Origin of the sequence: Vibrio cionasavignyae (genome assembly GCF_050337155.1) — a bacterium.
In the GTDB taxonomy this organism is placed as follows: domain Bacteria; phylum Pseudomonadota; class Gammaproteobacteria; order Enterobacterales; family Vibrionaceae; genus Vibrio; species Vibrio nomapromontoriensis.
The window spans coordinates 401438-427675 of the sequence record NZ_JAKJSR010000011.1 but is presented as its reverse complement, the minus strand read 5'-3'; the positions used below and the strand labels follow the sequence as shown (position 1 = coordinate 427675).

Annotated in this window: 25 protein-coding genes and 1 pseudogene; 19 read left to right on the top strand and 7 right to left on the bottom strand. The window is 40.3% G+C overall.

Annotated elements, in window-relative coordinates; genetic code table 11:
- Positions 1-16: 16 nt before the first annotated feature.
- Entirely contained in the window at positions 17-1042 is a 1026-nt protein-coding gene (gene pyrC / locus L4D74_RS07560; protein ID WP_265677523.1) for a dihydroorotase, read from the bottom strand.
- A gap of 190 nt (positions 1043-1232) precedes the next feature.
- Between pyrC and L4D74_RS07555 the strand changes: the two genes are divergently transcribed.
- The gene (locus L4D74_RS07555) at positions 1233-3056 is read left to right on the top strand and encodes an MOSC N-terminal beta barrel domain-containing protein (protein WP_428751508.1); all 1824 of its coding nucleotides are present in this window, start codon (positions 1233-1235) and stop codon (positions 3054-3056) included.
- 139 nt (positions 3057-3195) lie between these two features.
- On the opposite strand, the gene L4D74_RS07550 is transcribed toward L4D74_RS07555, so the two are convergent.
- Complete coding sequence (locus L4D74_RS07550; RefSeq protein ID WP_265677527.1) at positions 3196-3441, bottom strand: HP1242/YdcH family protein; 246 nt, start codon at positions 3439-3441, stop codon at positions 3196-3198.
- Between the two features lie 260 nt (positions 3442-3701).
- Positions 3702-4532, bottom strand: a complete 831-nt coding sequence (gene nadE / locus L4D74_RS07545) for an NAD(+) synthase (RefSeq protein WP_428751507.1) — start codon at positions 4530-4532, stop codon at positions 3702-3704.
- Between the two features lie 117 nt (positions 4533-4649).
- Between nadE and L4D74_RS07540 the strand changes: the two genes are divergently transcribed.
- The 10 genes and pseudogenes from L4D74_RS07540 to L4D74_RS07495 all read left to right on the top strand — a co-directional run bounded on the left by L4D74_RS07540 (position 4650) and on the right by L4D74_RS07495 (position 14750).
- Positions 4650-5162, top strand: coding sequence for a nicotinate-nicotinamide nucleotide adenylyltransferase (locus L4D74_RS07540; RefSeq protein ID WP_428751506.1), 513 nt, complete (start codon positions 4650-4652; stop codon positions 5160-5162).
- 31 nt (positions 5163-5193) lie between these two features.
- Entirely contained in the window at positions 5194-5688 is a 495-nt protein-coding gene (locus L4D74_RS07535; RefSeq protein WP_428751505.1) for a hypothetical protein, read from the top strand.
- A 416-nt stretch (positions 5689-6104) separates the two neighbouring features.
- Positions 6105-6827, top strand: a pseudogene (locus L4D74_RS07530) (transposase).
- A gap of 138 nt (positions 6828-6965) precedes the next feature.
- Positions 6966-7544 carry a hypothetical protein gene (locus L4D74_RS07525; protein WP_428751504.1) on the top strand — a complete coding sequence of 193 codons (579 nt, stop codon included), beginning with the start codon at positions 6966-6968 and terminating at the stop codon, positions 7542-7544.
- 75 nt (positions 7545-7619) lie between these two features.
- A complete protein-coding gene (locus tag L4D74_RS07520) occupies positions 7620-8102 on the top strand; it encodes a hypothetical protein (protein WP_428751503.1) in 483 nt (160 codons plus the stop codon).
- Between the two features lie 19 nt (positions 8103-8121).
- On the top strand, positions 8122-10839 hold the full coding sequence (locus L4D74_RS07515) for a TcfC E-set like domain-containing protein (protein WP_428751502.1): 2718 nt from the start codon (positions 8122-8124) through the stop codon (positions 10837-10839).
- On the top strand, positions 10817-11557 hold the full coding sequence (locus L4D74_RS07510; RefSeq protein WP_428751501.1) for a hypothetical protein: 741 nt from the start codon (positions 10817-10819) through the stop codon (positions 11555-11557). The genes L4D74_RS07515 and L4D74_RS07510 overlap by 23 nt, the downstream gene beginning before the upstream one ends.
- On the top strand, positions 11514-12554 hold the full coding sequence (locus L4D74_RS07505; protein ID WP_428751500.1) for a hypothetical protein: 1041 nt from the start codon (positions 11514-11516) through the stop codon (positions 12552-12554). Before L4D74_RS07510 ends, L4D74_RS07505 begins: the two co-directional genes overlap by 44 nt.
- Positions 12551-13270: a LysM peptidoglycan-binding domain-containing protein gene (locus L4D74_RS07500; RefSeq protein ID WP_428751499.1), complete on the top strand. Its 720-nt coding sequence runs from the start codon at positions 12551-12553 to the stop codon at positions 13268-13270. The genes L4D74_RS07505 and L4D74_RS07500 overlap by 4 nt, the downstream gene beginning before the upstream one ends.
- Positions 13271-13364: 94 nt before the next feature.
- Complete coding sequence (locus tag L4D74_RS07495; protein ID WP_428751498.1) at positions 13365-14750, top strand: Ig-like domain-containing protein; 1386 nt, start codon at positions 13365-13367, stop codon at positions 14748-14750.
- A 203-nt stretch (positions 14751-14953) separates the two neighbouring features.
- On the opposite strand, the gene L4D74_RS07490 is transcribed toward L4D74_RS07495, so the two are convergent.
- Positions 14954-15847, bottom strand: coding sequence for a LysR family transcriptional regulator (locus L4D74_RS07490; RefSeq protein WP_428751497.1), 894 nt, complete (start codon positions 15845-15847; stop codon positions 14954-14956).
- Between the two features lie 137 nt (positions 15848-15984).
- Between L4D74_RS07490 and L4D74_RS07485 the strand changes: the two genes are divergently transcribed.
- From L4D74_RS07485 to L4D74_RS07465, 5 genes are all read left to right on the top strand, one after another.
- Positions 15985-18321 carry a hybrid sensor histidine kinase/response regulator gene (locus L4D74_RS07485; protein WP_428751496.1) on the top strand — a complete coding sequence of 779 codons (2337 nt, stop codon included), beginning with the start codon at positions 15985-15987 and terminating at the stop codon, positions 18319-18321.
- The gene (locus L4D74_RS07480; protein WP_428751495.1) at positions 18314-19444 is read left to right on the top strand and encodes an EAL domain-containing response regulator; all 1131 of its coding nucleotides are present in this window, start codon (positions 18314-18316) and stop codon (positions 19442-19444) included. Before L4D74_RS07485 ends, L4D74_RS07480 begins: the two co-directional genes overlap by 8 nt.
- Positions 19445-19455: 11 nt before the next feature.
- Positions 19456-20055, top strand: coding sequence for a response regulator (locus L4D74_RS07475; protein ID WP_428751494.1), 600 nt, complete (start codon positions 19456-19458; stop codon positions 20053-20055).
- Between the two features lie 102 nt (positions 20056-20157).
- Entirely contained in the window at positions 20158-20781 is a 624-nt protein-coding gene (locus L4D74_RS07470) for a response regulator transcription factor (protein ID WP_428751493.1), read from the top strand.
- 82 nt (positions 20782-20863) lie between these two features.
- Positions 20864-21241: a helix-turn-helix domain-containing protein gene (locus L4D74_RS07465; protein WP_428751492.1), complete on the top strand. Its 378-nt coding sequence runs from the start codon at positions 20864-20866 to the stop codon at positions 21239-21241.
- A gap of 98 nt (positions 21242-21339) precedes the next feature.
- Here the strand turns inward: L4D74_RS07465 and L4D74_RS07460 are convergent, their stop codons facing one another.
- On the bottom strand, positions 21340-21951 hold the full coding sequence (locus L4D74_RS07460; RefSeq protein WP_428751491.1) for an AraC family transcriptional regulator: 612 nt from the start codon (positions 21949-21951) through the stop codon (positions 21340-21342).
- Between the two features lie 200 nt (positions 21952-22151).
- Between L4D74_RS07460 and L4D74_RS07455 the strand changes: the two genes are divergently transcribed.
- Both L4D74_RS07455 and L4D74_RS07450 read left to right on the top strand, forming a co-directional pair.
- Positions 22152-23282: a 1-acyl-sn-glycerol-3-phosphate acyltransferase gene (locus L4D74_RS07455; RefSeq protein WP_428751490.1), complete on the top strand. Its 1131-nt coding sequence runs from the start codon at positions 22152-22154 to the stop codon at positions 23280-23282.
- Positions 23283-23498: 216 nt separating this feature from the next.
- Positions 23499-23657 (top strand): hypothetical protein, encoded by a 159-nt coding sequence (locus L4D74_RS07450; RefSeq protein WP_265674994.1) that lies wholly within the window; start codon positions 23499-23501, stop codon positions 23655-23657.
- A 129-nt stretch (positions 23658-23786) separates the two neighbouring features.
- Here L4D74_RS07450 and L4D74_RS07445 read toward each other — a convergent pair whose 3' ends face one another.
- Positions 23787-25151 (bottom strand): MATE family efflux transporter, encoded by a 1365-nt coding sequence (locus tag L4D74_RS07445; RefSeq protein WP_428751488.1) that lies wholly within the window; start codon positions 25149-25151, stop codon positions 23787-23789.
- 355 nt (positions 25152-25506) lie between these two features.
- Here L4D74_RS07445 and L4D74_RS07440 point away from each other — a divergent pair, with 355 nt between their 5' ends.
- Positions 25507-25908 (top strand): DUF4345 family protein, encoded by a 402-nt coding sequence (locus tag L4D74_RS07440; RefSeq protein ID WP_428751487.1) that lies wholly within the window; start codon positions 25507-25509, stop codon positions 25906-25908.
- Between the two features lie 119 nt (positions 25909-26027).
- On the opposite strand, the gene L4D74_RS07435 is transcribed toward L4D74_RS07440, so the two are convergent.
- Positions 26028-26186, bottom strand: coding sequence for a DUF3012 domain-containing protein (locus tag L4D74_RS07435; protein ID WP_428751486.1), 159 nt, complete (start codon positions 26184-26186; stop codon positions 26028-26030).
- Positions 26187-26238 lie beyond the last annotated feature (52 nt).

Sequence of the window (26238 nt, the reverse complement as noted above, 5' to 3'; positions counted from 1 at the left end):
CACTAATGCTGAGTGCTTATTTTACTTTCCAGACAATTTGTTCATTTGCGCGAATCGGTACCACAATATCGCGACCAAATGGCATGGTTGCTGGCACATCCCATGGTGCTTTTTCTAGCGTGATGGTATCTGTGTTGCGTGGCAGATTGTAAAAATCTGGGCCATTGTGGCTAGCAAACGCTTCAAGGTTTTCTAGTTTACCTTCTTGCTCAAACACTTCAGTGTAAAGCTCGACAGCCGCGTGCGCGGTATAAGAACCAGCACAACCACATGCTGCTTCTTTCATGCCTTTAGCATGCGGCGCAGAGTCCGTGCCTAGGAAAAATTTCTTGCTACCACTCGTAGCGGCCTCAACAAGCGCTTGCTGGTGTGATCCACGCTTTAAAATTGGTAAGCAATAAAAGTGTGGTTTGATGCCGCCAACCAGCATGTGGTTACGGTTGTATAGAAGGTGGTGCGCCGTAATCGTTGCTGCGACATTGTCGTTGGCGTTTTTCACAAAGTTAGCGGCGTCTGCAGTCGTGATATGCTCAAGGACGATTTTCAAGTTTGGGAAGTCATTAACAACAGGCGCTAAAACAGTTTCAAGGAACTCTTTTTCACGATCAAAGATGTCGATGTCATGTGTCGTGACTTCACCGTGAACCAAAAGCAACATGCCCACTTCTTCCATTGCTTCCAATGTAGAGTAGACATTTTTCGCCGACGTTACGCCAGAATCAGAGTTCGTGGTTGCACCTGCAGGGTAGAGCTTAGCAGCGACGACGCCAGCCGCTTTAGCTTTACGAATTTCTTCAGGAGAAGTGTTGTCAGTGAGGTAGAGTGCCATGAGCGGCTCAAATTGCTCTGATGGCTGCTCGGCCATGATACGAGCTTTATAGGCAAGCGCCATCTCGGTATCGGTGACAGGTGGGATGGTATTTGGCATGATCAGTGCGCGGCCATTGTAGCGGCTAATGTCGCGAACGGTATCTTTCAGTACTTCGCCATCGCGAAGGTGAACGTGCCAGTCATCAGGACGAGTAATAGTCAATGTAGTCATTTCGGCTCCCACCAAGGTTAAATTGTGCTTGAAACGGAGCCTAAATCGCAGCGAAAAATGTGAATGCAAACGCTTACGTTTAGGCGACAGGATGATAGTGGAATTTGAGTAAGATTTCACTAAGTTTCTGGGACTGCGCCAGAAAAGGCGATAAGATTGCCATAAAAGATAATGATGAAAGGAAGAAATCGTGACTGAAACTGCTCAACTGTCTCAAATTAATATTTACCCTGCCAAGTCGGTTGGAGGGATTGCTTTGTCATCGTCTTGGGTTGAATTACAAGGCCTCTCGTTTGACCGTCGTTTTATGGTGGCGTTAGCCGATGGTAATATGGTGACGGCAAGAAAACATCCGAACATGGTCAAGGTTTCTTCGAGCATTATCCCCTCTGGAATGGTATTCACGTATCCAGGGCAACCGCCACTTAAGCTCGAGTATACGCAGTTTAAAATGCAAGAAGCCCCTGCGCAGGTGTGGAACGACAAGTTTACCGCGTACACCACCACTGATAACGCGGATGATTGGTTTAGTCAGGTGCTTGGACAGCGAGTGGAGCTGCTTTATACCGGTGAGCAATCCAACCGTCTTCGTGAAAAGATTGGTCACAATGTTAGCTTTGCTGACGGCTATCCCTTACTGGTGATTAGTACGGGTTCCTTAGCGGCGTTAAATGCGCGTAGCTCGGAAGAACACAGCATGGATCAGTTTCGCACTAACCTTGTGGTTCAGTCTGACGAAGCGTTCATTGAAGACGCTTGGAAGCGCATCAAAATTGGCGAAGTTGAATTTGAAGCGGTTAAACCGTGTGAGCGTTGCGTATTAACAACCGTTGATGTCGAGAAAGGAGAGTTCAGGGCCAGCAAGGAGCCGTTGACGACGTTCTCTCGCTTTAGAGCCAACGAACGTGGTGGCGTGTTCTTTGGTCAGAACTTAGTGGCGAAAAACGAAGGGATGATTCACGTCGATGACGTCATTGAAGTGCTGGAATACAAAGATAAAGAGGCCTACCCCGATCTTGATGCCAATAAACAGACATTTGTTTGCGTAGAAAGAGAGCATATTGCCAAGAATTTTGAGACGTTTTGGCTAGAGCCGCAGCAGGGTGAGTTACCCAAATATAAAGCGGGGCAACATCTGCCTATCGAACTTATTATTAACGGCACAATGGTTAAACGTTTATATACTTTGTCGTCATCTCCCAGCCGACCGGGACGATTGGCTATATCGGTGAAGCGCTTAGACAGTGGTGAAGTATCGAACTGGCTCTTTGACCACTTTCAAGTGGGTGATACTTTGCTTGCCGATACCCCCAACGGTGACTTTCATCTAAAAAGCGATGAGCATCAGCCATTATTATTGTTGTCTGCCGGCAGTGGGGTCACGCCGATGATGTCTATGCTAAGAGATCTTAGTGATAGAGCGCGAATCGATGACGTCGTTTTTTATCATCAGTGTTCAACACCCGAGGATATTCCTTTTAAGCAAGAGCTAGCGGAGTTGGTGAACAAGCACCCTAGTTTAAAGGTTGATGTAGCGCTGACACAACCAGGTAGAGACTGGGAAGGGCAGACAGGTCGCTTGAGCCTTGCTCACTTAGCGTCAATTGCCGATATCGCCACGCGCCAAGTTTTTGTGTGTGGACCAGACGGTTTTATGCAGTCTGCCAAAACTTTACTCATGTCGTTGGGGTTGCCTGCGACAAGCTATCACCAAGAAGCATTCGGTGTGAGCAGCGCGACGACCGAGCCTGAAAAGCCAGTGAATATTTCATTTGATGGCGATGAGTTTGTCGGTAGCAACCAGCAAAATTTATTAGAACAAGCAGAAGAGGCAGGTATCAATATTGCTTATTCTTGCCGAGCTGGGTTTTGCGGTGCCTGTAAGGTAAAAGTAGAGAGCGGTTTGGTGCATCAACCAGACGTACCAGCGATTCAAGATAGCGAAATAGCGGAAGGGAAAGTACTGGCATGTTGCGCGATACCGCAAACAGATGTTGTCCTGTCTAGCTGCTAATGTACATGAATACCCTGTTAGGTCATGGGTTTGAGTGTTAAAAAAAGGGAAGTGTGATACTTCCCTTTACTGCGCCAGTCTTAAGCCATCTTCTATGAAGTTGGTGATTATTACGTAATTCTACCCATCATTTGTCAGTCTACTTTTCTAGTTCGACCAAATGTTTGTGCAGCACATCTTTTAAAACGGCTCGTTCATGTTTCAGTTGGTGCATTGCGGCGTCATCGATAGGCGCCCCATTAAGTTCTAGTACTCGAATTTCCTTATCTAACGCATCGTATTTTTTTGTTGTAGAAGCGAAAGACTCATCGCTTTTCATCAGCTCGAGGATGGTACTTTGAAAATCTGGAAATTCTTTTAGAAGAGAATGGTTTTCACCTAACATAGTTACCCCTTGTGTGTTGATAAATTAAGGCTCAAAGCAATCGCTAATGCGCGTTATTTATCGTCAGTATGACAAGGTGCACGTTAGCTTACTTTAAACATGGCACAAGAATACGGTTACGCAATATCGTAAGGTAAAGGAAGGCTAATTTGTTGAGCTAAATCACGATGAAAATAGCGGTGAGGCGTTGCAGTAAAAAGTGAAGCCAATGAGGGACTCTGCATTGGCTTCATAGGATAGTGGGTGACGTTAAACGATGATTAGTCGTAAATCGTTGGAATTGGCTCACGTTTGTGTTGCGTGGCTTTGTAAATGGCGACGAGACGGTCAGACACATCTTGGTCAACGGGTTTGCCTTCTAAGAAGTCGTCAATTTGATCGTAAGATAGGTTAAGTGCATCTTCGTCTGCTTTTTGCGGAGCAAGCTCTTCTAAATCTGCGGTAGGTACCTTTTTAACAAGCAGTTCTGGTGCACCTAAGCAGGCGGCAACTTCGCGAACTTGGCGCTTGTTCAATCCAAATAAAGGAGCCATATCACAGGCGCCATCACCAAACTTGGTATAAAAACCAGTAATGTTCTCTGCGGAGTGATCGGTGCCTAGCACTAGTGCACCTACATAGCCGGCGATTTCATATTGAGCCACCATACGAGCACGCGCTTTCACGTTACCTTTCACGAAATCGACTTTAGCTTTGTCTGTTGGTAATAACCCAGTACCTTCAAGCGCGATATGTGATGCAGCGTGCAAACCATCTACGCCTGCTTTGATATTAACTGATACGGAATGTGTCGGTTCAATAAACGATAGAGCCAGTTGGGCTTCATCTTCATCTTGCTGATCACCGTAAGGAAGGCGTACGGCAATGAATTGATAGTCCGAAGACCTCGCGTGGTCATTTAGCTCATTGACCGCGAGCTGGGCCAATCGCCCACACGTGGTTGAATCAACACCGCCGCTGATTCCTAATACAAGTGCTTTGCAGCCTGAACTGAGTAATTTGGATTTAATAAACTCAACGCGGCGCTCTACTTCGAATTGTGGATCGATAGAGGGTAGCACACGCATTTCATCCCGAATAAGTTGTTCCATTAGCGTTCCTTTTCCTGCAAGCAAGTTGAATTCTTTCTATGATACCTACGAAAAGTCATGAAAAAAAGTTACAGTAACCTAGAAAATACCGAAGATAGTGAAACAAGCAGGACATTCATGACAAAGATTGCAATATTTGGCAGTGCATTCAATCCACCTAGCCTAGGCCATTTGAGTGTAATTCAATCACTCGCTCATTTTGATAAGGTGCTCTTGGTTCCCAGTATTTCACATGCATGGGGTAAGACTATGCTTGATTATGCTAAGCGTTGTGAGTTGGTAGACTTGTTTATTGCCGACATGAAGCAAGCCAATGTGATACGTTCTAGCGTTGAAGAGTCTTTGGTTGAACCCAATGCATCAGTGACCACCTATGCCGTTCTTAATGCCATTCAAGATGAATACCCAGCTGCTGAACTAACATTTGTGTTAGGTCCAGATAATTTCTTCAATTTTAGTCGCTTTTATAACGCGCAGGAGATCGTAGAGCGTTGGTCTGTACTCGCTTGTCCGGAGCGAGTAAAAGTGCGTTCAACACAAATACGAGAGCATTTACAACAGGGCTTGAAGGTGGATCACTTAACCACAGAATCTGTCGCTAAACATTTATCAATAAGTCAGCTATATTAAAAAAGACAAAAAAAAAGGATTTTGATAAAAAATGAAAGCAACATTGTGTGGTATTGCTTTGTTAGTAGTGGTGAGTGCGCCAGATGCGCGTGCCTTTTGTGAAGACGAAAGCCAGCACTCGGTCGTATTTAAAGCGACAGAGGAAGAGTCGTTTTGTACTCTAGTAACTAAGCCATTTAGTTATATCGGTACTCAAGTGGTGACACTTGGGGGATTGCTCGAGCCTGAAAATCCATTAGATTCCTTACAAGATTCTTATTGGGACGAGTGGTTGCTGAATCAAGAATCCGAGCCTGTTCTTACTGGACGCTATGAAAGTAGCTTTGTTGGTATAGGGCTTTGGGCCCCTGCTGATATCGCTAGGAAAAAAGATGAAATGTCGATGCAGGAGTGGCTTATGTCACAAGGGCTGCATTTTGGCGTTGGCTTTGGTGAGAAAGGCAAAGAGCCCCGCTTACGGTTAGATTACCGTTGGCATGAAGACTACCAGGGCGACATGATGATGCAGGTTGAAGTGCCGTTTTAGTGGCCAATCGATGGTAATACGTATCTTTGTTGCGTCATTTAGATAGAAAGAAAATCACCGATAATGAATTATTATATAATGCGTTGAGTTTCGAGTATATTAAGGCTCGCAAGCTTGCTCAGAGCGTCAATCATGGCGTAAGTCTCTGCCACTATTGCAATTTGAATTCCTTTAGCTCAAACCCGATTGGAAAAATCGTAGAGCTTGATATTAAACTTAAGTTAGTGACGAGCAATTAAACATTCGTAAATCCAAACACTTCCCATCACAAAGTAAAAAAGCACAGAAATTTTTGCGAAGCCGACGAGATTTGTTGCAATAATGAACTTAACTAAATTATGAACTTATGATCCGAATAGAGACCGTTATTTATGGGCGATGATTTCATGTTATAGCCTCACTATAAAACTACTAATTTGAGCGAGTGCAATAGCTATCGGTTCAATCAAGGTTCACTTATATTTTGGATTGACGAAAAACGGTCAATGGATGGGAGCAACTTAAATAAAACAAACGTGGTAGACCACCGCTCTTTAGTGATATCGCTATCATTGCGGCTTTCGTGGTTACACGTTCATTATTTTTACCGTAGAGATATTACACTCGATATTCAGACTAGCAAATGCGGCACTATACCAGCATAAGTCGCCGAGCTAAGAGTGTAGAGATTTGCTTAAGACCTTCTGCATGTGGCTCCATCGAAACCTAGTCATTGATGCCGATACTCATGAAGTCATCGTAGTCGAGTTGACACTATCGGCCGTGACAGATGCAGAAGTATATCCCAATCTATTCAAATAACCACGATGAGCTGTCATAGAAGCATTTAAAATTGGTGCTTACGATACAAAGGAATGTCATAGAGCCATTCCTTTGTATCGTAAGCTGATGCCCTAATCCCTCCTGTTATTATATCTGCTTTCTAGGAAAAAGGAACAGGTTCATAATAGCGCTGTTGGCTGTCCAAAGTTATTTGGCTTAAATACAAACTGAATGCAAAAATTTGCTACGATAAGCGTTCACTGTGAGAAAGAACGTTGCATCACAGGAAACAGCTATTAGTAGCCTCTTTGATTCTGCGAAATTACAACGTACAAGTTGATGCGAGTTACTCCAGGATAAAAGCGTTAAATAAATAGACGGTAATCAATCATTTCAGCTGTTAATAAATATAAATCCAAAATGAAGGAAACGCCTTACAGCGGTGCACCAGTAATACTACAGAATTAATCGGTATGTGTTAGTAAACTATATGTGAACTCAATAAGGAGCATTATATGAAAAAATTAACAATTGCCACTATTTTTGGAGCATCTATTCTTTTAAGTAATTCGGTAGCTGCAGCTGCCACCGAACAAAAAGCAGGTAGTGCAAATTTTCAATGGACAGGGACAATTCCTGCACTCGTCGTTAACGGTACAGGGTATAAGATAGTCAATGCAGGCACACTGGACTTCAGTAAGGGAGCGTTGTCGTTTGAAAATAATGGCACTAATATTTTGGTTAATGATTCAAGTGAATTGTCATTCAAAGTTGTGGCCGATGGGGATGCATCGGACTATAACGGGGATGGGACCGCAGCTGCCGATAAAGCTAATTTGGGTTACAGTTATACGCTTACAAATATTACTGCAGCAATTGGTGGGGGATTTGCGGGAGCAACGACAGGCTTCATGCTACAGGCTAATGGTGGTGATATCGAACTTAATAGTGCAAAGACGGTGACATCCACCAATAATGTAACAAGATTGAAATTAAAAAAACAAGATACTGGATTAAGTCCAGAAAAAGATGGTGGTAAGGAAGTTATTATTCAAGCTGCAATTTTGATCGATAATATCACTGATCCAGTTTAAATATCACACATTATATTTTAATGCTAAGTTCTGCTGGGGTGTTTTGTGACTTTGATTCGATTGTTGGTTGTTAGTATGATTGTTTTAGGTGCTGTCGCCCCAGTAGTATCATCCCCTTATCCTTTACAGTTGCCACTCTCAACCAATATTGTACTAAATGAAAATGGTACTGCGTTAAGGATACTGAGTGATAAGTATTTATATAGCATTAACTACATAGTTGCAGAGAACAAGTTCGAAAATATCGATATTGATTTTTCTGTAATTACTGGAGTAAGTAATCGTGATAGTGAATATTCAGTTAGTATGATTTCTAGGAACTATATATGCGAGAAAGTAGATGGTTCTATTGTTTCTCCTAGTGTTGAATTAAATATTGATGATGTGATTTTTGATACGGGAAGTACTATTAAATTTTCTGGATTTCTTGAGAAAAAAGATGAAGATGAATTTCAAACAAATCACGTTATGGGTGTTGTCTTTTATAATCAAGCTCAAGATTATATGCCTCAACATTGTTTTGGGCATGTGGCTATGCAGGTTAGCTTGATTATTTGATGTTTTTGGATTTATCGTTATGGTTTGTATTGTATTATTAACTTTGATTATATTTAATATGTACGAAGTCAGAGCCAGTGATGTGGATTATTATCCAGAGGAATTTGCGAGTTTTTTCTCTGAAGATGCGCGTCTCATTAATGTGAGTGTGCTTGGTGTGAATGAGAGTGTGCAAGTTAAATCTAGTGTTAGTTACGATGAGTTTAAACTGACACCGGATGGTGATGAAAAAATCACAGAATTGTTTGAAAAAGCCAACATTGCCACTCAATACGTGGATAAAATAAAGAAGCAACTGTACCGGGGGGTGAGCACTACAGAGAGATGTAAGGTTAATAAAAGTAACTGTAAGGTGAATTCAGATGAAAATACCGTGTTGTATATTTTTGATTTTGATAACGATAAGTTAACCATAATTCCAAATAGAAGCGTATATAATGATAGCTATATAAATGAAGCTGATTATGAAACGCCGATTTCAAAAGATAATGCTCTAATAAATAGGACGCGACTGCTTTATAGTGATTCTATTAGCGTTAGAGATAGTATGCTAACTCTAAATAATAATACGACACTAGGGCTGCCCGTTGGATATATGTATTCAGATGGTGATATGTCTATCAATAGGATCAATAATCGCTCTAGCACACGCTTTGAACTAAATAATTTAGGATATAACTTAGAGTTTGATGGGTTCCGATTAAATGTCGGTTATAATGACAATAGCAGTGAGTTTAATAGTACGGATTTCGTTTTGCAACCATTACGGATGAAGGGAGATAGTATAACTTTCGGTACTAGCCACAACCTCAAAAAAAAAGATAAAAAAAATGGTAAAAAGTTGCTTTTTTTTGCTCCTTCATCAGGTAGATTAGAAATATTTAAAAATGGCAAGTTGATCTATGGAAAGAATGTTAATCAAGGCCAAGGTGCGGTACTTCTCTCAGAGTTGCCAAGTGGAGTTTACAATATTCACCTTACAATAATATCGGGTTCCGATCGTGTAGTGGATGAGACTAGGTTGATAATAAATAATAGCAATATTACACTCGGAAAAAATGAAAGTGATTTTTCAGTTAGTGCCTTTAAGCTACAACAGCCAAGTAATACTGATATTACAGAACCAAAAATTGGTAGTGATATTATAATTAGCGCAACATATAGCAACAGAATCCTAGATAGGTTGCTACTGTCAGCGGGTGTGCTAGGTAATGATTACGACCGCGGAATGAATATTGGGCTCCAATATCTAGACCAACTGCCGTTGAACGTAAGTTACGTGTTTAATGGATTTAATAGCGGTGCTAAGCATTACTTGTTAAGTGCGCGATTCCTAAATACATACGTCAACTATCAAAGTTATAATAGTAGTTATGATGATACGAAGGGATATACAAATACTCTTTTGTACAGTACATTGGGCGCTACTAACTATGAAGGAATCACACTTGGGGTTAATGGCCGTATTGGTGGTTATAATTACTGGGGGCAGGTGTATAATAACACTGTATACAATAGGAAAAATACCAACGCAACGAATTTATTCGGCATGAACCTCGGCTTAGTTACTCCTATTATGTCAGGAACTGTGAGCGCTACATATGATGTCTCGAAACGAGGGGGATTTAGTAAACTTGACCATAAGTTTATTGTTACATGGACAAAAAAATTAAATGAGGATTGGACGTTTGGTAGTAGTTTTTATGGTTCTGATGATGGAATAAATAGAAATAAGACATTTGTTAGGCATGACTTTTCTTCGAAGAGCGTGACGAATTCGCTCGAGTTAGCTGGGGACCGAACGAAGGGCTCTTCCTATTCAGGTGAGTTTAGCAACACTACTAGTTATAAAAATGATTATGTTAATGCTAGCTCATATATTTATGCAAGAGATAATGGGGCGAGGAAATTGTCATTGGATCTAGTTAATACTCAAGTACTTAGTACAAATGGCGTCCATTTCACAAGTAAATCTGCAAGTAGTTATACTATTGTAGATGCATCAAATTTACCTGATTTGACTAAGGACCCTATGAAGATTAACACTCTTCGCTCAGATGGAGATGTCACTATTACGGATGTTTCAAGTCCTATTCATATATACGATAACAATAACTATCACAGATTTATATATAGTTTTGACGATGATTCTAAACCTTATGAAGTTTCCATTTTAGATAACAATGAATATTATTCATTTCCAGGGTCGCTACTCTACATTACACCTGTTTCTAAATTACGACATAGCATGGTTGTGATTCTTGATGATATAGAAGGTAATCCAATTAATAACCTTCAATGCGTAGGTAATGGCTGTGTAAAAGTAGAGGAGTTATCATCTGATGGTATATTTAGAGTTTATTTTTTGGAGGGGAGTCAATATAGATTAGTAGCAAATAAAGGCCTATGTCTTTATGAGCGATCAACAGGCGGCCTGTCTTATACAGGAGTGTGTTTACCAGGAAATAGAGGTGGCACACTTGCTAACAGTGATGCTAATACTGATGATTTAGTATTGATCGGAACTTTCCGACAAGGACAACTAGAAGAGGTCGAATCGCTATTGGAACGGTACAAAATAGATTATAAGTTAAGAGCTGTAGAGTCAAAGCATTTGATTTATGTTACCGCTTACTTGGCGCTAGCTGAAGAGCAAAAATCAGTCTTAGCTCAATTAAATGCATATTCATATTATGAAGGTGAGAGTAGCTACAATGATTTATCGTTTAATAAATAGGTGTATTACATATATTTTTTTCGTGTACTGCCCTATCGTATATTCAATTCAAATTGATTCTTTGTTTGTAATAGCTGATGATCAAGATAAAGCCAAGTTTACAGTGACTAATACAGAGTCAGAACGCCAGTTTATCCAGGTCGGAATTAGTGAGGTTACACTTGGCCACGAAGAGGAAATGAAGGAGGTGCCTTATACTAGGGATAACTTTTTGGATTGGAAAGTGAAAGTTAGACCAATGAAAGCTATAGTGGATCCGAAATTTGAAAAAGATTTTTCCGTAATTTTTGATTGTAAACAATGTAGCCCAAATGAAAAAAAGTATGATCGAATATTTAAAATAGCTTATGTGCCTTTGCCTTATTTTTCTGGGGAAGTGCGGCCAGATAACTTGATGCAGGTGTCTATAGGTTTTGCATCTATAGTTCTATTTCCAGGTGAAGCTAAGCCATTATCTGTAATCGCTCGATATTCTAAAAGTGGAGTGGTTATTGAGAATAGAGGAGATAGTTTTATTACAGCTGTTGTAGATACTTGTGATTATCGCGAGAATAAAGACGACTGTAAATCTATGCAATATATTATTGCTTCACGTGAAGTTAATTTTGCTATTAAAGATGTAGAAACTACGGATGACGTAACAGTAAAAATATTTACCGCAGAAGGAAAATACAGTGATAGTTTTAAGCTCAAACTTGGGGCACAGGTTGAAATTTAAGGTGTTATTTGTCCTATTTATGGCTTTGTGTAATCATAAGGCTATGGCGCAAACGGTAGATATTCAGTTAGAGGGAAACACAGTATCATATAGAGGGCTGGCCTCTGTTGAGGGGGGCAATGTTAGCAGTTTATGGTATCAAAAACCCATGCTCACACCGACAAATCAGTGGGCGCCAGGTGGCTTTTTAACCACGCCTGCTACAAACGTTTCACTAGTAGGCCCCAGTGGTACAGTTTTGCTGCCTATTCAGTTTAAGGCGATTCAATACTTTACATCTAATGCTTATAGTGAGTCGGATAATACCTCTGGTTCTATTTGTGCGAGTAGTTCGAAATCTAGCTCTATCATTACAGTTAGTGGTTTAGGCTGTACCTATAAAAAATGGCTAAATACAACCAGTACCTTGCAACCATTTGATTTTGTAAGACCCGTTTTTCAATTAGATGAAACTTCATTAAAGAATGCATTCAAGAGTGTTGATAACGGGGTTTATGTAGGCAGTGTGGTAGTCAACAGTTTTTATGAATATTATTTGTATGGAGCTAGAACAAAACGAAATTTTTCGGTGAGTATGCAAGTAAAAGTGGACGTTAAAAATCCAACGGTTACTTCAGTGTCACGTTGCGATAATACTGAAATAACACCAATTTACAAGCCGAATGGCACAGTGTCAGGAACGCTAAACTGCAAAATTTCAGCAGAAGGAATATTTTATAATGGAATTAAACTAACGGTTATTGGGCAACCATCCGACGATTATAGTCTTAAGGGGCCCCAGAATACGTCTATACCATATTATATATTTTGGACCGAACGAGCAGAGTATTTTGTTGAAGATGGTTCTCTGACCAATCAAATATTATCTGTGGATACTGGAGTTTCAGAACAAGTCGAAATAAATCTTAGGCTAGGTTATAAAGACCGAAGTACTGAAAATTTAGTTACAGGCCTGTATTCAGACAGTGTGTCTCTGTTGTTTGAGCCTATAATATGAGGTTACTTATAATTGTTTTTATTGAAATGTTGGCATTGGCGCAAAATATTTCTTGTGGTTCTGAGTTGGATAAAATTTCAACCGCTTTGGACATATCCGATGATACGTTCAAAAATAGTGATGTTTCATTTAATAGTAGCTTCATATCGGTAAACTACGATGTAACTCCTGTTTTTCAGCTACGACACTCTATAGGCAGATCACCGTACTTGAATGATAATTATAGTTATTTGTTAGCCGGGCGATACTTTCATTATCTCAATGAATATCATCATTTCTATATCGAGGCTGGTTCGTCTTTGGGCGCTCAACTTTTTTACTCGGTTGGCCTTCGCAATGTCATAAATAAAAGTTTTAACTGGAATATTGGATATAGAAGCTACTTGGAGCCAGCTGGTGAAAAAATGGGTGATAGTTATGGTCTTTTTTTTGGAGTTGAATGGAATGTGTTCCCGACTGCTGGTGACAATAATTACCTAGAATTGGCAGATGTTTCTATGACACTATCCGAGGAGTCTGTACAGACAAAAAAAATACATAGCTTCAGTTATATAGTCTATGAAGTAAAGGATGGTGATTGGCTTTTGAAGATATGTAGAAAATTTGGTGTGTCATTATTAGATGTAATCGAAAGCAATGAGTCACTTCAATTTGATGGTGTTGATTTGGATTTGATTCATTCAAAGCAGAAGATTACGATACCAGTATATAACTAATATTTTACTTTTAAGTATGATAGTTTGTATTTAATCTTTTATATTTGTGATGTTTCAAATGTTAACTATGTAATGTATATGTGGAGCGATAAGAATGAAATTTTGGTGGTTATTTTTTCTCGTTACCTTATTAGGTTGTAATCAAGAGGCGAGCCTTACCGGCGTAGAAAGTGAGCCTTCCAATGTAAGTATTTCGGCACAAGATGGGTTGATTATTATTTCTGCCAATTCTGAAGCAACTATCGACTTAACTGATTATGTAAGTAGTGACAAACATGGCTATTATGTGTCCGATGTTGAGCTACAAAATGGGAGTGTGAGTTGTAGTGAAGGTTTTCCATTGGATACTGGGTTTAGCACTCTAATTGATGGGGAAGCCGTTTGTGAGTATAACTATACCGTTCGCAGTCTAGAGGATGACGATACTCTAGCTAGAGCGACCATTATAGCTGCGACAGAAGAGACTATTATTCTTAACCTCATTACTAGCATTACAAACGTAAACACAGAATATAAGATTGATATTAAAGCGGAGTTAGGCTCTGATTTCCCGACAGGATATAAACTTACTAATGATTTTACATTGTTAGGAGGTGGAGTTATATCGAGTGTTGATTCGGAAAATGCTTCGTTTTACTTTTCTAGCTCTACTGCTGGCTTCGTGCGTATTATTTACACTCTTGCGAGTACAGTGGACGAAAAGAAATTATTGGTAGGAACAATCGATGTGAGTATATCTGATTCTTCAAATAATGCCCCAGTCGCTAATCGGGATTCAGTTGAGTCTGCAACTTTCTCTATTGATAAGACTATTGACGTAGCTTCCATGGTAACGGACCCAGATAAAGATGATAAAATACAGCTATTAGCAGTATTTAGTAATACAGCTAAGGTTGCTTTAGTAGATAAGCACAGCTTAACTAATACCAAATTTTCATTTTCTCCTGATTCTGGAGGAGACCATGTAGTATCATATATTGTCACAGATCATAACGGTGGGTTTGATATAGGAACTATTGCGGTAAAGGTAAAATTACCCTTATTAGGACGTACTGGTGATAGTAACGGTAGCGTAACATTTCCGGAACTTAGTGAAGACGGAATTCGTTTATCTAATGTTGGTAGTACAGGAAATGTCACTGATAATCCGTTATTGTTGAAAGGAGTTTATGACGCCCATGATGGTGATAATGCATTTCTAACAGGGATAGACGAGGGTTATATTAATCCCACTCGAATATTTGTGCATGAAGTTGATTTGATACAGATTGGTATGCGTTCGAAAGACAAAGAGGAGGAGTCGTATATTTCGAGTGTTAGATGGAGTGAAACTAGTGCGGACAGAAGCTGGACTATGGGGGGAACTATGCCTGAGGGTAGCCCGGTCTTTGAAATTAGTTGTCTAAATGGTTATTTTGGTGCCACATTTCATTATGATGCGGGCAAGTTTTTAACTGGAGTGGAATTTCTATGTAACTAATTCTCACTTATAGGGTACAAGCTAGCGACTAGCTAACTAGTGGCTGGCTTAGTCAGCAGTAAGTCAGTGTCGTCAGTAAGCTATTTCGTCCGCGAAATAAAGTAAGCTGATATAACTCATTAATGAATGGTTTAGGATTGAGCTATTACTAATAGGCAAGTTCGGCTGAAGGTTTGGATCTGACCAACATCTTTAGATAGACTTTAATTAGTCGGTTTAGGTTTAAATATATTAGATATAGTGTCATACATAATGTTTGTCAGCATCTCATTTTGATGAGCATTGTAGTAAAGTCCGACTATCAATCCTTTTGTCGCCAAACTCCAGGAAACATAGTGGAGTTGATGATACTCAGCAATTATTTTAGGGACAATAAACCCGAGCTCTTCACGTTTAACTATCTTAATTGCTGTGCTGAGATTATCGACGAAGTGCGTATAGCGAATGTCGATGTCATTCTTTGCCGCGATACTGGTCAATACTTTTTCTACGTCGTTCCAGTCTTTTATACTGAGAAACATAAAGTTGCGGTCACTTAATATAAGTTCAATTTGTTTGTCTTTATCCTCTTCAGGGCAAACGATAGCAAGGTCATATGCAATGATACGGCGATACCTCACATTGCCGGGGTGATCAACCAAATTAAAGTGGATACCAAAGTCGATCTGCTCATTTTGAAGCTGATGGTTAGAGGCAGAATCCCAAGTGACCAATTCAATTTTTGCATTAGGGAATAAGCTAGAAAGCTGAACTGAGAGTTCATCGCCGTAGAGTTCCATTATAATATGCGCGATCGCAATTTTAATACGCTTGTTGTAATTTTCTTTGATAATGGTGTTTTTAGAGGTAAGTGTATGGCCGATATCGTTCAGCAATCTTTCGATATCTGGCATGATATTACTGACATATTCAGTCGGTAACATGCGATTGTTTGAGCGCATAAACAGTGGGTCGTCGAGCTGTTCTCTCAATTTGGAGAGATCTTTACTCACTGAACTGGTCGTTTTGCCTAGTTTTCTGCTAGCTTCAGACAAGCTTTGTGCCTTGAACACTTCTAGTAATGAATATAGCAATTGAATATTTTCCACTTGTTTCATAGGGTTCAGTAGCTCTCAATAATTATGATTACAGTCTGTAGTATATTTCGTACTTGTTCGGTCATCCAGTCTTACATCGAAAATTAGCGTAAACAGATAGAATTAAGGAATATTATTTCTGGTTTGGTTTTTATGTAATGCGACAGTTATACGATTCATTTTTTAGGCTAGTGGTCCTTGCTATTTCTCTCCTCTTTGGTGTGAGCTATGCATTTGTCGGCATTGAAGTCGGTACCGATGATTTTAATAGTGATGGTTTTAATCAAATGGGAAAAACTCGTTTGTTTGAGCAAGGTTTCCCTAGTTTAGGAGCATCGGTAAGGGAGGGAATCAAGATGTATGCAATCGTGGGATGGACAATAGCAGTATCGAGTTTGGCGTTAATGATATTCACATTTAAAGATTACTGGCGCTTAAAGCGGCTAACTTCAGATAGTCCCAATTGGGCGGCCAGCGTGATTTCACAGTTGCCGAGCCTAATAATTCTTGAAGGTGAATCAGAGAGAGGAGGGAGTAACTGTCCCTATTATTCGTCATGCCTTAAAACTGGGGGCTGTCATATACAGCAGCAGATCGCAGGCCAGGAAGATAGTATACATAACCTTAGAGCAAGTAATATCAAAGGATGTGCGTTTGGGTTTATTGATAAAGTTCGTGTCACTAAGAGAATAATACCGAATAGTAGCAAGATTCTGACGATTGTCGATGATGTGAGTTCAGAATATGAGCAGCGTGCTGCATTAGAACAAGCACACGAATTGGCGGAGCAAGCGGTACAGAGCCGCGAGCGTTTTCTAGCGACGATGAGCCATGAGTTAAGGACGCCGATTGCCTCAATGATAGGCTTACTTGAACTGCTTTCTTTTGAGAATAGTAATATCGCCGATGATTATAAAATAAAGAGCTTAATGTCATCGGCAAAAAATTTACAATTATTAGTTAATGACATTCTTGATTATAGCAAATTGGATAGCCAAGGGATCACTCTAGTCGAAGACTACGTGTCCTATACGGATTTGCTTGGCGACTTAGTACGGTTGCATGAGGCATCTGCAAGAGAACGTGGGTTGGTGTTCGAAACAGAATGGAGTAACAACAATATAGAGCATATATTGATAGACGACCTTAGACTAGGCCAAGTGGTTAACAACGTTTTATCAAATGCGGTGAAGTTCACTGAGCAAGGGAAGATCAAAGTCAGCGTTGCTTTAACTGAACACGAAATTAAAATAAGTGTTAATGATACTGGAATAGGAATTAGTGCTGACAAACTCGAGTCAATTTTCGATCCTTTTCGCCAAGCCGATGACTCGATTGAACGCCAATATGGGGGGACAGGTTTAGGCCTCGCGATCGTCAAGAAATTGATTACCTTGATGTCTGGTTATATCTCAATTGAGTCAGCAGAAGGAGAAGGAACGAATGTCACCGTATCTTTGCCAATAAAGAGCTATAAACATAAAACGACGAAGATATGCTTCAATTATATTGGGAGTAATGCATCTATAAAAAATTGGTTTACTTCTTGTGCGGATAAAGATAACTGTATAAAAATCGTCGATTCATTGAGTGAAATATCAGCGCATGATGATAAAGAAAATTTCATACTGATAAACAATGACCGTACAGGCATGGGTTTTAACAATGAGTCTGGTATTTGGGAGATAAGTACAGAGCCTTTTTATCCAGACTTGTTCTATAAATGCAAAGAAAAGATAAGTACATCAATGGGTGGCTTTAGGAAGGATGGTGTTCATACTCTATCTGGACTTAGAGTATTGATCGCGGAGGACAATCCGATTAATCAATATATGTTAAGTGAACAGATGGATTTACTGGAGATTAATGCGGTAATTGTTTCGAATGGAATTGAAGCCAAGAATGAACTACAAAAAAATGGAGAGGATTATGACATGTTGATCACTGATGTTCATATGCCAAAGATGGATGGAATATCTCTAGTTCGATGGGTAAGGGAGACGTTGTCATCATTTAAGTATAAACCGATACTGGGTTGTACAGCAGAACACTCAAAGTCACTTAGGGCTAAGATGCTTGAATTTGATGATGTCATTTTGAAGCCATTTGAAGTGAAAAAATTATTCGATGTTATTTATAATAATCGCTCTAAGTACAAAATATCAAAAGGGAGAAGTAACAATAAAATTGCGAGTTATATATCGACGCTTTCGACAGATAAAAGAAGGCGGCTACAGAATATATTCTGTGAAACGATGACGAGTGACCTTTCTCTACTTAAATCCGCTATAGACGAGGAAGTCATCAGAAAAATAGCTCATAAAATAAAAGGCGGTTCTAATTCGATTGGAGAGTTTGAAATCGGTGATGTCGCCGAACTACTAGAAAGCAAATGCTTGGAATCTAAACCTATTGAAGAGGTTATAGAAAGTAAAGGTATTCTGGTTAGAATCTTATCAAACAGGTTACAAGAGATTGGATATAGTGATGTATAACAGTATATTATTAATTGATGACAGTAATATTGATAGGGAAGTGACAAGTGTCTACTTAAGTGATTTGGGAGCAGGAACCATTCAACATGCAAGTAATGGAGAAATAGCATCAAAAATTCTTGCAACGGAGTTGTTTGAGCTCATTATTTGCGATATCGACATGCCAGTTTGTGATGGGCTGGACTTTATTAAGCAACTTTCCACCATCGACAAATCAGTTCCTATATTAATGATCAGTTCCATTGCACAGGGTTTTTCTCAATCTGTTGTGCTAATGGCCAATCAGTTGGGGTTTAAACATGTGAATTTTCTACAAAAACCCTTTTGTATCGACACTTTGGAGGAAATGCTGCAATCATTGATGTTGAGCGAGAGTACCAAACCAGGTATCCAAAATGATGAATTTCAGCTACATGAATTACTTACGGCGCTATACCGAAATCAAATAGTGAATTATTATCAGAAAAAGGTCGCATTACATTCAACGCAGGTTGTTGGCTATGAAGTACTTTCTCGATTTGAACACCCGATTCAAGGCATTATACCAGCGGCAAGGTTTCTTACGAGTGAATTACCAACAAGTTTTTATTGCCAATTATTTTTACTTAGCTTAGAAAAGGCAATCCGTTATTGGGAGTCAGAAGATGTCGATGTGCCATTTTCTATCAATGCACCACCTGATATATTCTCAACACCAGGAATGGTGAGTTCGATTATAGATTTGTTGGAGTCTTATGATTTTGATTTTAGCAAGGTGATTATTGAGATAACGGAAGGTCGTAGTTACCTATTAGATAGTGCATTTTTATATGCATTTAATAAGCTAAGTTTGGTTGGAATTAGGTTTTCAATTGATGATTTTGGAGAAGACCATGCGACGTTCCAAAAACTAGCTAATTTGTCTTTTTATGAACTCAAGATATCAAGAAAACTGCTTCTTTCAGGAAGTGAAAGTGAAAAGACATACGCACTAATAAAAAATATCGTGTCAGTTTGTAAAGAGCTTAATATTCAAACCGTGGCTGAAGGTGTAGAAAATCATGATTTATTAAAGCTATCTCATGATTTAGGGTTTGATATATGCCAAGGTTTCTTGTTGGGTAAGCCACACCCTAAAGTATAGAGGTTTAATGAATGAATATATTGATCGTTGATGATCATCCGTTAGTATGTGCGGCGTTAGAAAGTGTAATAAGAGACAGTTTTTCAGATGCAGCGGTGGAGCAATCATTTAGTGCCAAAAAAGCGCTGGCTTACTTGGCAGAAAATAAAATACATATCTTAATATTAGATATAGAGCTTGGTGATGATGACGGGTTTGATCTACTACATAAGGCTAAACGGTTTGGTTTTGATGGAAAAGTGATCATAATCTCCAGTAAAGATGAGAAACTGTGCTCGGATCTCGCGATTAGTACTGGCGCATCGGGATATTTGGACAAAAAAGAAAGTGTTTCTCGAGTTGCAGATGCGATTAAGGCCGTCAACAGTGGATATACTTACTTTCGTCAGATGTCATCAAATTCTTCACAGCGAGGCAGTTCAGTTAAGCTCTCAACCCGAGAAAGTGCTGTGCTTAGATTACTGTTAGATGGTCATACGAATAAAGAAATTGCACGGAAAATGAATATTAGCGAGAAAACAGTGAGTACCTACAAGCGTCGAATTCTAGATAAGTATGATGTTCGTTCTGTTTTTATGTTAGTAAAAAACTCTAGTTACATTCTCAGGTGATTTCCTTTTCGGAAAACTAGGTTTTCCTCTAGGTAAACTTTTTTTACTTACGATGACGCCTCGGTAATGGATTACTTAAGTCAACTAATCTACGAGGTAGTCATGTTACGAGAAAATACCACTAATTTTATTGTTGTTGAATCGCAACCTTTATTATTACAATCGCTGACCAAACTTATCGAAAACCAACCGTTTACCGCAAATGTCTATAGCTTGACGCACTTGCAAGACATTGAGGATTTTATTCAATCGAAATCCATTCATTGTATTGTATTCGATCCGATGAGCGATCTTGCCGTTTCAACGTCAGTGATGTCTTCATTAGTTGAGTCTCGCCCTCATATCTATAATATTGCCTACAGCATAAATACTTCCACATCTCACATGAGGTTGTTTGAAACGATGAACATTAAGGGGGTGGTCTCTAGGCTTGATTCCATTGATACCCTTGAAGCCGCTTTTGCTGCTGCGGCTAGTGGTTATGTTTTTAAAAAGTGTCGGGTTGAAGCTGAGCCGAACGAGATACGACTTTCAAAACGAGAGCTCATCGTGTTAAAACTACTGACTGAGGGGCATAGAAACAAAGAAGTCGCTCGCCGACTAAATATAAGCGATAAGACAGTCTCTACTTATAAAAAACGAGTGCTCGATAAATTTAATGTGGACAATATCATGGATCTTATTCCGGAAAGTAGTGTTCGTGGGGGTTTTCTTACGACTAGGTAGCCCATCCCCTATGATATGCACTCTGACAATTAGTTATCATGAATAATATGATAACTAATTGTCATCTTAAGGTGAGTATTCAGTGAAATGTGAACATGTATGCGGTATTAGTTCTTGTGGCGGTTGTAGCCAACTATATAAAATTCAGACGTATTTTGGACTTACACTAGACATTGAAGGGGATAAGGTGATGGAATCTCAGTCACTCATTAATATGTCAATGCTGACAGTACGTACGTTATGTGTTTTCTCTCGATATGGTGAGAATCGTGTAGTATCGAAGTACTGCGTTAAAGACTACGTTTGGCAGCGACCCGTGACTGATAATAACTTAACGCATACTATTCATAAGTGCCGGAATGTTCTTAAGGAATCTAATACAGGGTTTGATGTGGTGAACATTCGTGGGTTTGGCTACTGTTTGATGAGCGTTAATTTTAACAGCGGTGCCATAACCTGATTTTTGTTCAGCGTAGAGACTTATAAATACGCCATAGCTGGGGGTTAGATACATAGCTGGCTGTCGAAGTCTCTATTTTTGGCTGAGCGATAGACTGCTCACTCGGAGAAGTCTTCACTACCTAATAGGCTTAAGGATAGTGACTGGAGCTGCATCTCGTTCCCACCAAAAAGCTTTTCGCATATGATCTCTCGTTTAATGCCAGAAAGTTTCTGTTTTCTAGCTTCTCTTACTAGTAAGACGAGAGACAGCTCACCACTGATACTAGTCGTATTGGGGCGCCACTCAGTGATCTCTTTGCACTCTTTGCTTTGAGAGAGGTGTGGGTGCAGAGCAACTACCTCGTGGCGTACTACTTGAAGTAAATCTTTTCTGATTTCACTATCTAGCTGTTCATTGAGTTTATTGATCAAGGCGGTGAGTAGACTTGTTAATGTGACTCTTCCTGCTTGTGAAGGAAAGAGATCAGATAGGCGTACAGAGAATTTTGCCAAGCTTAGTTTTGTGTTGGGTAATATCGTCAAACTCGACAAACAGTCAAACGGTAGCCAAAAAGCCTCTCCAGCATTGTACACGTATTCATTTTTACCAAGCTTCAGTAGCACTTTACCGCTTTCAATACGATACAGCTGATTATGAAGCGTTTTTTTGCGCGGGGTAATCGTTAAAAACTCGTAATGAGTGGATTGGAACTCGATAGCGTGGTTCATGATTGACTTAATTTGGCTAAACTGCCCATAGATTAACGTGACTTTTTAGCAAAGCCAACCTTAGATCACGGTTTTGCATGAATGAAAATGAACATTACACGAAAATAGTGGTCTGACCTTAACAGAAATAGACTTAAGATAGCTGCGGTCTTTAGAGTCTCAGCGTAGAATAGTGCAGCTTTTAATTTGATGTAGCCATAATGACTAACAATACAGACCCATATATTGAGATTCGTCCGTACAACGACGAAGAGATCCCTGCTGCGCTCGATCGCTTGATCAATGACGCGGAATTCATCGACGCCATTCTACACCACCGTTTTTCTAATCATGCCCCTTGGTTTAAGGCATTGATGAGTCCTATTCTTAAAGTGTACTTAAAGTTTAAGTGGGCGAAATTTGATAGCGTTGAAGCGATTCAGATGGAGGTGAAAAAATACCTCACGAAAACCTTGAAGGCGACCACCGATGGTGTCACGTTCAAAGGCTTGGATAAACTAGATAAAAATACCGCTTATCTGTTTGTGTCTAACCACCGTGATATTGCGATGGATCCGGCTCTAGTGAACTATGGTTTGCATCAAAGTAAACACAGAACAGTGCGTATTGCTATTGGTGATAATCTGCTTAAGAAGCCATGTGCGACTGAACTTATGCGCTTAAATAAGAGCTTTATTGTTAAGCGATCCGTGAAAGGGCCGCGTGAGATGATGAAGGCACTCGGAACGCTATCGTCATACATTAAACATTCTTTAGATACCGAGAACTCAATCTGGATCGCACAAAAAGAAGGTCGAGCTAAAGACGGGAATGATTTTACTGACCCAGCAATTCTTAAAATGTTCCACGTTGAAGGGCGTAAACAGAAAACGCCTTTTGCTGAATACATTCGCTCGCTACGAATTGTACCAGTGTCCATTTCTTATGAGAATGATCCGTGTGATACCGCGAAGGCGAATGAGTTGTTCGAGAAAGCAGAGCATGGCAGCTACGAAAAAGGTGAATTTGAAGATATTGAAAGTATTGTTCAGGGCATCATTGGACGCAAAGGTCGCATTCAGGTTGTATTTGGCGATGTCATTGACCAAAACTTTGAGACGCCAGATGCATTAGCGGCTGAGATTGACCGTCAAATTCATGAAAACTACACCCTGTTCCCAATCAACATGTTGGCGGCTGGATGTGATGATGAGTCGATCACTCACAAAACGCGAGAGACGCTACAAAATAAATTGGATGCATTGCCAGAAGGTGCTCACACTTACTTAATGGATAGTTACGCGAATCCAGTAAAAAATGTGATTAAAGAGCGTGAAACTCAGTCTGCTTAAGACACTCTAAATCCAATGAGACAACTAACCGCTCTTAATGAGCGGTTTTTTTAGACTAATTTTCATGTCACCAAAAGGCTTATTAAGACAGGAACTGCTGATATGCCAGAGTCGGCATTTTATTTTACGGTTTTCTTGCAAAATTGTTTGACGTGAATCACACTTTGAGTAGAATTCGCTTCAGCTGCAATACTACTACCGACGTAAGGTGATCTCATGAACTCAGCACTTCTTTCTATGCTCAATACAGACAAGGCGCAAGCGAAAGCGTCAAAATCATCAACCTCAACAAAAGCAGACATCGCGACAATCGCTTTAATGTATTTGGCGACGACCGCTGTGATCGCACTTCTTACGACGATTTGGGTTCAATAACCTTAGATACAAAAACATAGATACTAAAACCTTAAATAGTAGATATTAATATCATAATACTTCGTTCAGCCAAGCCAAGCCAAGCGGCGCATTGGAAGCGGCAGGCTTTGGATGGACGGTGACGTCCTGTTATCCTTTCTGCTCTGTTAGGTTATTTGCCCATTTGTTACCAAATACTCGCCACGCCGCAGGAAAGACTTTCACCATCTCTTCAGACACCATCATCAACAGTACAATGGTGAATGGCCAATCAAATATAATCGCACCAAGCGCTGTCATCGGCACCGCCCACAACCACTGACAGACAAAATCCATATTCATACAGAATTTGCTGTCGCCTCCGCTGCGCAGGACACCAACAATCAGTGTAATATTAATCGTGCGCATTAAAATACTCAGAGCGATAACCGGAAAGCTAAAGGTCATTAATGTCGTCACATCTGCTGATAATGCGCCATAAAGCGATAAGATGACCGTTTGCATTACGAGTAATGTTAGCCCCAATATTGTGCCAAGAGCAATAGCGCAAAGCAGTGCCCATCTTGCGTACAAACGAGTAACCTCAAAAAGGTTTGCCCCCAGAGCGTTGCCGATCATGATCGCGACTGCGCTGGCGAGGCCATGAGCGGCCGATAATCCAAGAGATTCTAGTGGCGTGATGACCGCCATCGTCGCAAGTTCAGTTTCACCCATTCGCCCAAGGATAAGGTGGAAAGTAAAGATGCCAGCACACCAGATGAAGGTTCCGATGACGATGGGGTAGGTGATGCGCGTAAAAGCAGCAACAAGTTCACGCTTTAGTGCCTGTGTGAAATGGAGGCTATTCAAAATTAGTATAGGGAAGCGAACGTAGATAGTGATCAGTGCAATGCTCAAACGAATCCCTCTCGCCATCACAGTACCAATGCCTGCACCTAGTAGCCCGAGCTGTGGAGCACCAAAGTGACCAAATATCAGCACATAGTTGAAAATGATATTTAGACCAATCTCGACGATGGAAAAATACAGGTTAATTTTAGTTTGCCCAATGGAGCGCAACGCGGTGTCAACTGATAGGGCGATACCGGAAAATAGCAATGTAATTCCAAGCAGTTGTACGTACTGCTGTGACAATAGCAGAGTCGCTTCAGAGGGGTTAAAGAGGCGAGGCAGTAGACTGGGGAAAAAGAAGCAAACCACGAAGCAACTAAAGGCGAAGAATTGCGCCACAATCGTTCCGAGAGCAAAGTTGGTTTTAAATCCGTTATTGTCTTCAGCCCCCCAATACTGCGCCAGTAAAATCCCCATCCCAGAGCTGAGTCCCCAAAGAAAAACAATGGAAACCCAAAATATGCGAGCGCCGATCCCAGCGGCTGCCACTTCTTCTGTGCCAAGTTGGCTAATCATAAGAGTGTCAATAAACCCCAGACTACTAAAGAGTAAGCTTTGTAGCGCAATAGGAAGCCCAAGCACGGTTACTCTTTTGATAAAGGTCTGAAATGTAGGTTGTTTCATTGACTGTCCTTAACTGATAGCTGACTGTCCGTAAATAATAACTGTTCGTAAATAATGACTAAGTGACTACGGTAACGGGTTTATCTAATGAGCTCAATTTTTTTACTGGGATAAGGTTTTGAACTGAATCGCATTTTGTTATGTACTGATGACACCGAAATGATTTTGACTACGTCTTAAGATGAAAGTGTGCGATGCGTTCATCTCAGCCCATACATGCGTAACGACGGTTTGCTTCTGAAATGAGTTTTCTGTGTTTTTGTTGGCAAAAGACGACAGTCTCGTTATTTCGAGCTATCGGATTATACGATCTGCATTACGCTTAGTGATGAGCAGGTAATTAATGGACGACGTTATGTTTCAAGCAAAACTAATGGTTTGGTTCACTATCATTGTATTTATCATTTTTGGCGTACTATTTGTCGTTGCGCCGAGCGTGATGTTTGAAAGGGTGACCGATGCTGAGATTACTTCGACCTCGGGTATGATTGATATCAGTGCCATGTATGGGGGCTTATCGATTGCGGTTGGGGTGATATTGGCAAAGTTGGTGTGGGCGACTGATACGTTAAGGACAGCTGTCCTTGCGGCGACGTGGATTGCCAGTCTAATGGCATTAACTCGTTGGCTGGCTATCGCAGTGGTTCAAAGCCCTAATGATACTATGTGGGTGTTTTTCTTTATGGAGGCTGTGTTTGCTGTATGGGGAATGTTGATTCTTCGTAAGCTGCGCTCACGACGATTCTATTTTAAATAATGATTATTTTATTATTGCTCGCTGGGGGCACATAGCTTGTGGCTTGCAGTATCCGTTTTTTGTTGAATTCAGGTGGACGGGATTCGGCTTAGCCACCTGAGTTCAAAGGTAGCGCGTAACTATTTAAAAATACAGTGTTTTGCGTAATCACTTGCCTCGTTGGCAGTCCAGTCACCTTTTGGTTTCTCTTTCATGTCCTGACACCACGCCTCGCTACCTACTTCTGTACAAGCCATCAGGGAGGTGGCTACGAATAACATAAGGGCGATTTTTTTCATGGTTACTTTCCTTGTGGGTTATCTAATCGCGTCATTTTATCGAAATAATCGC